This is a genomic window from Oscillatoria salina IIICB1, from assembly GCF_020144665.1.
Lineage (GTDB): Bacteria > Cyanobacteriota > Cyanobacteriia > Cyanobacteriales > SIO1D9 > IIICB1.
This window is the reverse complement of the sequence record NZ_JAAHBQ010000063.1, coordinates 24,724-34,944: the sequence shown is the minus strand read 5'-3', so window position 1 is coordinate 34,944 and position 10,221 is coordinate 24,724. Positions and strand designations below refer to the sequence as shown.

At 43.8% G+C, this 10,221-nt stretch carries 5 protein-coding genes and 1 pseudogene; 3 read left to right on the top strand and 3 right to left on the bottom strand.

From position 1 onward, the window contains the following. Both G3T18_RS18200 and G3T18_RS18195 read right to left on the bottom strand, forming a co-directional pair. A pseudogene (locus tag G3T18_RS18200) lies at positions 1-293 on the bottom strand (cytosolic protein); the annotation flags it as partial. A 150-nt stretch (positions 294-443) separates the two neighbouring features. Then, complete coding sequence (locus G3T18_RS18195; protein ID WP_224412004.1) at positions 444-2,870, bottom strand: phosphoketolase family protein; 2,427 nt, start codon at positions 2,868-2,870, stop codon at positions 444-446. A gap of 313 nt (positions 2,871-3,183) precedes the next feature. Here G3T18_RS18195 and G3T18_RS18190 point away from each other — a divergent pair, with 313 nt between their 5' ends. Beyond that, positions 3,184-3,366, top strand: a complete 183-nt coding sequence (locus G3T18_RS18190; RefSeq protein WP_224412003.1) for a hypothetical protein — start codon at positions 3,184-3,186, stop codon at positions 3,364-3,366. Positions 3,367-3,521: 155 nt separating this feature from the next. Then, complete coding sequence (locus tag G3T18_RS18185) at positions 3,522-5,495, top strand: serine/threonine protein kinase (protein WP_224412002.1); 1,974 nt, start codon at positions 3,522-3,524, stop codon at positions 5,493-5,495. A gap of 86 nt (positions 5,496-5,581) precedes the next feature. On the opposite strand, the gene G3T18_RS18180 is transcribed toward G3T18_RS18185, so the two are convergent. Continuing rightward, positions 5,582-7,213, bottom strand: coding sequence for a serine/threonine-protein kinase (locus tag G3T18_RS18180; RefSeq protein WP_224412001.1), 1,632 nt, complete (start codon positions 7,211-7,213; stop codon positions 5,582-5,584). Positions 7,214-7,728: 515 nt separating this feature from the next. On the opposite strand from G3T18_RS18180, the gene pheT reads away from it, so the two are divergent. Continuing rightward, positions 7,729-10,170 carry a phenylalanine--tRNA ligase subunit beta gene (gene pheT, locus G3T18_RS18175; protein WP_224412000.1) on the top strand — a complete coding sequence of 814 codons (2,442 nt, stop codon included), beginning with the start codon at positions 7,729-7,731 and terminating at the stop codon, positions 10,168-10,170. Positions 10,171-10,221 lie beyond the last annotated feature (51 nt).

Sequence of the window (10,221 nt, the reverse complement as noted above, 5' to 3'; positions counted from 1 at the left end):
ACAAACATTCGCTGAGAAAATTCTGATTCTCGCTGACTTTGAACTTCAACGTGAATTAAAACCCAAGCTTCTGTTCCTTCTAAAAGATATACTTTTGCTAATTTATCAACTAAACGCCTTCCTAACTCGGCATCTTGGACTACTTGCTGCAATTCTTGGTCTAAAAATTCATAACCTTGAGTCCAGTCAATTTGACGATGAGCATCAGGGAAAAAGAAATCAATAAATTCCTCAAAGTATATTTCTAATATATCTTTCCAAGGTGTATCAAATTCTGTTTCTGTTTCTGTCATACGCTCAAATCATCATTCCTCGTTTTAGGGGGATTTTAACTGATTAACTGGACATGAGCTAGCCAAGTTAGTAATTAAATAGACTAGGGGGACGCACAGTTCCCCTAGAGAAAACTGTGCGCGTTTACAGAAAAGAATCCCAGAAGTGACTTAGTAGGGCCACTGCCATTCGCGAATTTCTGGCAAATCTTGTCCGTGTTTAGTCACGTACTGTTTATGGTCGATTAACTTATCGCGAACCATCTGTTTAGCATAAGCCGCAGTATATCCTAATTGTGGGACGCGATCGATAACATCTGCCACTAAATGGAAGCGATCCAAATCGTTACGGACTACCATGTCAAAGGGAGTAGTTGTGGTTCCTTCTTCCTTATATCCTCGGACGTGAAGATTTTTATGATTTGTCCGGCGATAGGTAAGGCGATGAATCAGCCAGGGATAACCGTGGAAGGCGAAGATAATCGGTTTGTCTGTAGTAAAGATCGCATCAAAGTCTTTCGATGACAAACCGTGAGGGTGTTCGGTTTCTGGTTGTAGAGTCATCAAGTCAACGACATTTACTACCCGTACTTTGAGATCGGGGAAGTTTTGGCGGAGAATGTCTACAGCCGCTAAGGTTTCCAAAGTTGGTACATCGCCAGCGCAAGCCATTACTACGTCGGGTTCGCTACCGTAGTCATTACTCGCCCATTCCCAAATGCCTACTCCGGCGGTGCAATGTTTGATGGCTGCATCCATATTGAGATACTGTAACTCTAGCTGCTTACCTGCGACGATGACATTGACGTAGTTGCGACTCCGGAGACAGTGGTCGGTTACGGAGAGCAGAGAATTGGCATCTGGTGGGAGATAAACGCGAATTACGTCGGCTTTTTTATTGAGTACGTGGTCGATAAAACCTGGGTCTTGGTGAGAGAAACCGTTGTGGTCTTGTCGCCAGACGTGGGAGGTGAGAAGGTAGTTGAGAGACGCGATCGGTCGCCGCCAGGGAATATCGTTGCGGGTTGTTTTCAGCCACTTAGCGTGTTGGTTAAACATCGAGTCGATGATGTGAATAAAGGCTTCGTAGCAGGAGAATAAGCCATGACGACCTGTGAGGAGGTATCCTTCTAACCAACCTTGACAAGTGTGTTCGCTGAGGATTTCCATGACGCGACCGTTAGGGGAAAGGTTTTCGTCTTCGGGAAGAATATCCGCAGTCCAGGTGCGGTCTGTTACCTCGAATAAGGCGCCGAGACGGTTAGATTCGGTTTCGTCGGGACCCATGACGCGGAAGTTAGTAGGATTTTTCTTCATAACATCCCGGAGGAAGCGTCCCATGATGCGGGTTGCTTCAGCGCGAACGATTCCGGGTTTTTCCACTTCAACAGCGTAATCCTCAAAATCAGGCATTTTCAGTGCTTTCAGGAGTAAACCACCATTGGCGTGAGGATTATCGCTCATACGCCTTTGTCCTTGGGGAGCTAATTCTGCTAATTCTGTGATGAGGGTTCCGTTTTCATCGAAGAGTTCTTCAGGTTTGTAACTCTTCATCCAGGCTTCGAGCATTTTCAGGTGGTCGGGATTTTTGGCTAGTCCTGATAGGGGGACTTGGTGCGATCGCCAATAATTTTCGGTTTTTTTGCCGTCTACTTCTGCTGGTCCGGTCCAACCTTTGGGCGAGATCAAGACGATCGCGGGCCACTGAGGACGTTTTTTGAATCCGTTGGCGCGGGCTTCTGCTTGGATCTGCTTAATCTCGGCAATAACTGTATCTAAGGTTCCTGCCATCAACTGGTGCATCATTTCGGGGTCGGAACCTTCCACAAAGTAAGGCTTGTAACCATAGCCCACAAATAAGCTGGTTAACTCTTCGTGGGACATTCTTGCCATAATTGTCGGATTGGCAATTTTGTAGCCGTTGAGATGCAAAATTGGCAAGACTGCGCCATCATGGACTGGGTTGAGAAACTTATTTCCGTGCCAACTGGTGGCTAAAGCACCTGTTTCGGCTTCGCCATCGCCAATGATACACGAAACGATCAAGTCTGGATTGTCGAAAGCGGCACCAAAGGCATGAGATAAAGCATAACCGAGTTCGCCTCCTTCGTGAATTGAACCGGGAATTTCTGGCGCGACGTGACTGGGAATCCCGCCAGGGAAGGAAAATTGTTTAAATAGCTTTTTCATCCCCTCTGCGTCTGGAGAAACATGAGGATAATACTCGCTATAAGTACCTTCTAGGTAGGTATTTGCTGCGATCGCCGGACCGCCATGACCTGGACCGGCAATATAAATCATGTTTTGGTCGAATTTCTTGATAATCCGGTTGAGGTGAACGTAGAGAAAGTTTAGTCCCGGTGTCGTCCCCCAGTGACCAAGGAGCCTCGGCTTGACATCTTCGAGTTGCAAAGGTTTTTTGAGCAGTGGGTTATTCAACAAATAAATTTGTCCTACCGCTAGATAGTTAGCTGCACGCCAATAGGCGTTCATTTTACGCAGTTCTTCAGCGCTGAGAGGTTTTTTTTCGACTGTGGCGCTTGCTGGCTTGTTTTCTGAGCTAGAAGATTGAGCTTTTTTGTCAGGTGCTACTGTCATATATGTTTGATTAACTCTTTCTTTTTTGTAATGTTACTCAATCTTTGACTCTAGTCCCTAGGAATAGTTACCTTTTTTTTAGCTTTAATAAATCTTCAAGCTTTTCTCATCAAATATAGTTAGTGTCACTCCAGCCTTGCGAGTTTGTTATTTTGGGCTTGTAACCCTTCCCCTAGCTTGATTTTAGTTTTTTGAGATGATTCTTTTAATGCCAATTTTTTCTCAAGATTCTCTAATATTTGAGAGTCATATATCCTCCTTGAGAAAGATTCTGTTTTCGACAAACATTTTCTTAGTTAATAATTAATTATTGATGGTTAAAGGATTGTTAATCAAATTATTAAAGTGCATAGCTCAGACTTCCCTTCAGACTGAGGATGTCGCCAACAGAAGAGAACGATTTGATTTTCCTAGTCCGCAGCGATCGCTTTGGGCTTGGTTGAGTGAGACAATGCTTGGTGTCAGCGATCGCTCGGGAAAAAAGCTTTTTCTCTAGCTCAACAAGCTCAACAGCTACCTAAAATTTAAAGGTTATTTTAAACTAATTGACGATCTCTAAAATTCTCTAGATGCTTAGGGTATGGAACCAACATGAGTGCTGAGTCTACTTGTAAAACTAAAGAAAGGCTAAAGGAACGATACTAACTGTTTATGGAAAATTCTCTCGATCGGTCTGAGACAATCTTGTGCGATCGCTATCGGTTGCTGCGTCAACTAAAATCTATAGGCTCGTCTAACGGTTCCCGACGCTTGAGTAGGGGGATAGGCTCTACTTATCTAGTAGAGGATTTACATACGTGCAATCAACTATGTGTTTTAAAGGAGTTACTTCCTCAAATTCAAGATGCTTCTATTCTGGCTCAAGCTCAAGAAAGATTACGGGTTGAGGCAGATCTTCTCTTTCAGCTACAACATCCGCAAATTCCTAAGTTGCGGGAATTTTTGCGTTGTGAGACAGAGGGTAAACTAAGTTTGTTTTTGGTAGAGGAATACTTTGAAGGGCAAACTTATCACTTTTTCCTCAATGCTCGTAAAAAACAAGGACTACAATTTAGTGAAGCAGAAATTACTGAACTTTTCCGACAGCTTTTACCTGTTTTACAGTACATTCACGCAATGGGGGTAGTTCACCAAGATATTTGTCCGGATAATTTGCTCTTGCGTCAAACCGATGGAATGCCAGCATTAATTAATTTTGGTCTGATTTCTCAAGTAACCGAGGAATTAGTATCTGAGTTTACTGACACTCGCAAGAAAAGGACAACCGTTTTTGGTCGCAATGGATATGCTCCCCAAGAGCAACTCCAAGCAGGAAAAGTTGCACCGAATAGCGATCTGTATGCTTTAGCAGTCACAGCTTTAGTGCTGTTGAGTGGGAAAAAACCCCAACATTTGATTGATTTACGAACTTTAGAATGGAACTGGAAACAGCAAACCAATCTAAGTCCGAAGTTGAGACAAATTTTAGAGCAAATGCTTGGTGAGGAACGGAGCGATCGCCCCCAAACCGCGACAGATGTATTATCAGTTTTTTGGGAACCTCTACCGGGCTGTGTTCATGTGGTTCGACAACATCCTCAGAGTAAAGCAGCTAAACCAATAACCGAAGAGAATTGGATGCCAAATTCAAAATTTAAGCTTGCTTTCAGTTTAGTGGGTAAAATCACTCTGGGTTTAACAGTGGTTTTCGGTGCAGCAAGTCTAGGTTGGTTTGCGGGTAATGCTTGGTTAGAATCAAACGTGCGATCGCAACAACTCGATAAGTCAGATCGCGAGACTCTGGAAAATCTGCCAGAAAAGGTGAGTTTTCCTCTCCGAGATGACCCCGAACCAAAGCCAGCAACGGATTTGTCGGTGACGGAACGCTCTCGCAAAGAAATTTTGCGTTCTCGCCGCATTAATCTCGCGATTGAATACGATTTTTTTATCGGTTTAGTCAACGAAGTGTATTGGGAAAAATACCCCGAACAAGAAGGACGCATTCCGACAAATAACCCAGAAGATTCTCAATGGCGACATCGTTGGGACTATCAAGCACAAGAATTGTTAAATATGTTAGCCGATCTTTCTGATGAAGCGCGTCGAGGTTTAGGTAGTTACACTTTAGCCGATCGCCAGCGTTGGATACAACAGGCTAACCAGGAGCGCGTGAGCAGTCGGACTCTTTACGATCTTGCAGATGCAGATTTTTTTGAGCATTTTCCCGAACAGGAAGACAAGCAGTTTTTTGATGAACCTATCGGTCAAGTTTGGAGTGCGATCGTCTTTGACCAACTGAAAGCGTTACAAACAACCGAACTTCTCGGCGAACTTTTTTTCGATGGTAAAACTGAGGAAAATATTGCTCGCGGTACTCTCGAACCTGGAGGAGGCAAAGTTTACATCGCTCAACTAGAAGCCGATCGGTTCTTAGAAATTAGTCTGGAAAGTAGCGATCGCGCTTTGCTTTCTCTCTACAGTCCTACAGGTAATGTCACTTTAGTGGAAGATTCTACCGAAAATACTTGGTCAGGAACGCTCCCAGAAACGGGTTATTATGAATTTGTCATCGTTTCTAGAGCTAATAAACCTCTCGACTTCAAGCTGGAGATTTCCGTTTCCGAATTAGCAACTAATACTGAGTGAGTTTTTCCCCTTTTACGACTGATTTTCACTGCGGGATTTTGGCTGAATAATTTACTCACCAATTACCAACTGCGAACGAAGATTATTTACCAAAAACCTCGCTTTCCATTGGGCATAATTGTTGTCCAATTAGTCTTTGCTTGGGCGAGTTGTTCTTCTGTCACCTTGGCATTAGTCAGATTAGCACCACATAAATTAGTATTTTTCAAATTTGCATAATTGAGATAAGCAAAACTCAGGTCAGCACCCCGCAAATCCGCTCCTTCTAAGTTCGTGTAGCTTAAGTAAGCCCGACCTAAATTCGCATCCCGCAAATTTGCATTAGTCAAATTCGCTTTCCCAAAATCAGCATTAGTCAGATTTGCTCCTGCCAGGTTAACTTTAGTTAACTTAGATTGATGAAAAATTCCCTTGGACAAATTAGCTTCTTGAAGATTGAGCAAACTTAAATTTTGGTCAGTAAAATCGCGTCTTCCTTTTTGATAGCTCGTCAAGACTGTTTGCGCATCCATCCGGTTGCTTATTCTTTTTTTACTTCCAGAACTGCTTCTTGGTGATTGATTTCCCCCCATATTGCTTGGAGGAGTTAAGCGACCGAAACTTGCTCCTGAAGTATATAAATTATTACCAACACCAGTATTATTTTGGCGAGATTTCCGCTTTTTAATTGCCATTGCTAACTTCGCAGTCGCAGAAGTCGGAGAAGACGGCGAACTCGGTGCATCAAAATCACCGCTATCAAAGACACCGCCCTTAGATTTACCAGGATTATTTGCCGAAGTAATCATCCCCTGAGCTAAACTATCCAGATAAGGTTCGAGATCGAGCGCCCGGAGAACCTCATCAGCACTTTGATAGCGATCGCGTACGGAAACTTCGAGCATTTTTCTCAAAACGTTGGCGAAATGATCGCTGACGTGAACGTATTGCTGCCAGACCATTTCTCCAGTTGAGGGATTATAATTTAAGTCTTTGGGCGATTTCCCAGTTAACAAATAAACACAAGTGACTCCCACCGCGTAAACATCACTCGCATATACTGGTCGCATCATCATTTGCTCTGGCGGTGCAAAGCCTGGGGTTCCCACCGCAAATCCTGTCAATGCTGTTTGATCGGAGGTATTCGCTGCTGCAACTGGGTCAACTTGATTTTTTACTGCTCCGAAGTCAATTAAAACCAATTTCCGGTCTTCTTCGCGACGAATCAAGTTGGCTGGTTTGATATCCCGATGAATTACTTGCTGGGAGTGAATGTATTGCAGTAAGGGCAAAATTTCACTGAGAAATTGCCTTACTCCTGCTTCACTCATTGGTCCGTTTTTCTTGATTTCTTGTTGGAAGTTATAACCTTTAACATACTCTTGAACCAAATAAAACTGTTGGTTATCTTCAAAATAGTCTAGTAATCTAGGCACTTGGGGATGATTGCCGATCCTTCCTAGGGTTTCTGCTTCGCGATTAAATAGCTCCCGCGCCATCTGTAACATATGTGGTGCAGTGGTATTCGGACGCAGTTGTTTGATTACGCAACTAGGATTACCCGGAAGAGAGAGATCGCGCGCTAAAAAGGTTTTTCCAAACCCACCTTGACCCAAAATTCTGATTACTCGGTAGCGACCGCTCAATAACAATGACAACTTTGAGCCGCAGGCAAGACATTCCTGGGCGCTCTCTGGGTTTTTAGGCTTAGGACAGTCGGGATTTAGGCAGTAGCTCATTCAACTTTCACCGATATAGCATTGTCCGTGATGGGACTCACCTACTTTATCCCAGTAATCGGGGATATCTGCTGCTGGAGTGCTTTTTCCTTAGTTGGATGAGCAGCTATCAGCATCTTGCTTGAGGAAGATGTGAGAACAAAAGTCTTTCTCTTCACGATCTTAACCGACTACCTAATTTTCGGTTACTCGTGCTTTGGGTATCATTTTGTACTGCCGTACTCTCACTATCTACCTGCGTACCCGAATCTACTTGGGACTTAGATTAGGATTTTTGTTAGCTTTAACAACAGGATATCTTACTTTTTCTCGAAATATCTTTCTCCGCAGGCGATTGTTATATATTTATGCTCTCCCATTTTTAAAGATTTAGTAAATATTTCTCCGTTCAGGTTTTAAGTTTCGGTAAAAGAACATTTTTTTGCTGATAATTGGCTACTCTCAATTACCGAAACTACAACTGTCTCGAAGAAAGGTAAAATATTTTTGGTCGCGTGAAAAAAAGCTACGAGTAAATGCGGATCTCTTTAAATTGGTTGCGGGAATTGGTGGAGGTGACTCTCTCTCCCCAAGAATTAGCACAAACTTTGACGGTGGCAGGTTTTGAGGTAGAAGACCTTATCGATCGCCGTACTCTTGCTGATGGTGTAGTAGTTGGTAAGGTCTTAGAGGTTCAACTTCATCCTAACGCTGATAAACTCAGAGTTTGTCAAGTAGATATCGGTCAAGATCGACCTAGTAATATTGTTTGTGGGGCTGCTAATGTCCGCCCGGAAATTTTTGTCCCGGTGGCAACTCCTGGTACTTATTTGCCGATAATCGATCTCAAGTTACGCTCGACTAAACTGCGTGGGGTTCGCTCTGAGGGAATGATTTGCTCTCTGGCTGAACTGGGTTTAGAAAAGGAGTCTGAGGGGATTTATATCTTCCCTCAAGAAAATCTCACTTTGGGTGCTGATGTATGTCCTTTGTTAGGGCTTGATGATGTAATTTTAGACTTGACATCGACGGCAAATCGTGCTGATGCTTTGAGTATGGTGGGTGTGGCGCGAGAGGTGGCGGCTTTGACTGGTGCTTCCCTCAAACTGCCTCAAGCTCCTAAGTTGTCTATTTCTCCAGGCGATAAGGCTTTCCAAGTGAATGTCGCTGAGGGTAAGGCAAGTCCAGCTTACATCGGGACAATTATTGAAAATGTCAAGATTGCTCCTTCGCCTGATTGGTTACAATGGCGACTACAAGCGGCTGGTGTCCGTCCCATTAATAATGTCGTTGATGTGACTAACTATATTCTCCTGGAATGGGGGCAACCTCTTCACGCTTTTGATTGGGATCGCTTGGTAAATTTTACCCCAAGTAAAGCCTTGACAATTGGCGTTCGTTTTGCTAGAGAAAACGAAACGCTCGACACCCTTGACGGTCAGACTCGTAAGCTACAAACAGCGAATTTGTTGATTACAGCGAACGATCGACCAGTGGCTTTGGCTGGGGTGATGGGTGGCGAAGAAACAGAAGTCAGTGAAAATACGGAAAATTTGCTTTTGGAAGCAGCTTTATTCGATTCAGTGGTTATACGGCGTTCCAGTCGCGCCCAAGGTTTACGCACAGAATCTTCAGCACGTTACGAGCGCGGTGTCAACCAGGCAGAGTTAGATCTTGCTTGTGCGCGGGCGATCGCACTTTTGCAGGAATTGGCTGAGGGTACCCCTGTAAGTCAAAAAATAGCTGATGTGCGCCCCGATAAAACAAGTTGGACGAGAAGCATCGAACTGCGTTTAAATCGAGTTCATCGCCTTTTGGGTAAAGTTAACTCTGGAGAGAAGATTGAGGATATCCCAGCCGCCGATGTCGAACGCATTTTGACCGCTTTAGGCTGTCAAGTAGCCACAATCTCAGCCCAGCCTCAAACCTGGCAGGTAAAAGTACCTCCTTATCGCTATCGAGACTTAGAACGAGAAATAGACTTAATTGAAGAAGTTGCTCGTCTTTACGGTTACGATCGCTTCTGCGATACTTTACCTAGTAAAACCGAACCTGGGTATTTGTCTGTTAGCCAGCAGATGAAAAACAAGCTACGAGAAGCATTCCGGGGAGTAGGACTCACAGAAGTCGTGCAATACTCGTTAGTAAATCCAGAATTAGCTGAAATTGCGCTCGCTAATCCTTTATTTACTGAATACTCGGCTTTGCGAAAAGACTTACTTTTTGGCTTAATCGATGCTTTTGAGTATAACCAATCTCAAGGAAATGGTGCGTTAAACGCTTTTGAAATTGGGCGTATTTTCTGGCGAGAGGGAAGTAAAATTCAAGAAGCCGATGCAGTTGCCGGAATCATGGGCGGATCTTTATTATCTGGAAACCGATGGTTGCATGGTGGAAAAGAGTCTGCAATGACTTGGTTTGAAGCCAAGGGCTTGCTAGAAAGTGTTTTTTCTCGTTTAGGGCTAAAAGTCGAATATCAGCCTGAGAGCGAAGATTCTCGGCTACATCCTGGACGTACAGCTTCGTTATGGTTAGATGGGAAACGTTTAGGTACATTTGGACAACTCCATCCTCAATTACGCCAAGAAAGAAATTTACCCGATGAGGTTTATGTTTTTAACTTAGCGGTAGAGGTAATATTTGCGGGAATGAAGCAAGAAGATATCCTCGTTCCTCGCTTCCAAGCTTACTCATCTTATCCGGCAGTGGAAAGAGATCTCGCCTTTTTTGCACCAATGAAACTTAGGGTTGCAGAAATCGCAAAATCAATCCAGCAAGCAGGTGGTAAATTACTCGAAAAAGTAGAACTATTCGACGAATATCGCGGTGAAAACGTCGCAGAAGGACAGCGAAGTTTAGCCTTTAGCTTATCTTATCGTTCCAGCGATCGCACTCTCACCGACGAAGAAGTCGAACCCGTTCACAATAAAGTTCGCGAAGCACTTACCGATAAGTTTGACGTGACTTTAAGAAGTTAATTTGCTTACTTTTTTCGGGTGCGTTAATCGCGCACCCTAATTGTTAGCAAT

What these genes read in the sequence shown, in the direction of transcription:
- G3T18_RS18180 (WP_224412001.1), bottom strand. Translation starts at nt 7,213, where the DNA reads ATGAGCTACTGCCTAAATCCCGACTGTCCTAAGCCTAAAAACCCAGAG.
- G3T18_RS18185 (WP_224412002.1), top strand. Translation starts at nt 3,522, where the DNA reads ATGGAAAATTCTCTCGATCGGTCTGAGACAATCTTGTGCGATCGCTAT.
- G3T18_RS18195 (WP_224412004.1), bottom strand. Translation starts at nt 2,870, where the DNA reads ATGACAGTAGCACCTGACAAAAAAGCTCAATCTTCTAGCTCAGAAAAC.
- G3T18_RS18190 (WP_224412003.1), top strand. Translation starts at nt 3,184, where the DNA reads ATGGTTAAAGGATTGTTAATCAAATTATTAAAGTGCATAGCTCAGACT.
- pheT (WP_224412000.1), top strand. Translation starts at nt 7,729, where the DNA reads ATGCGGATCTCTTTAAATTGGTTGCGGGAATTGGTGGAGGTGACTCTC.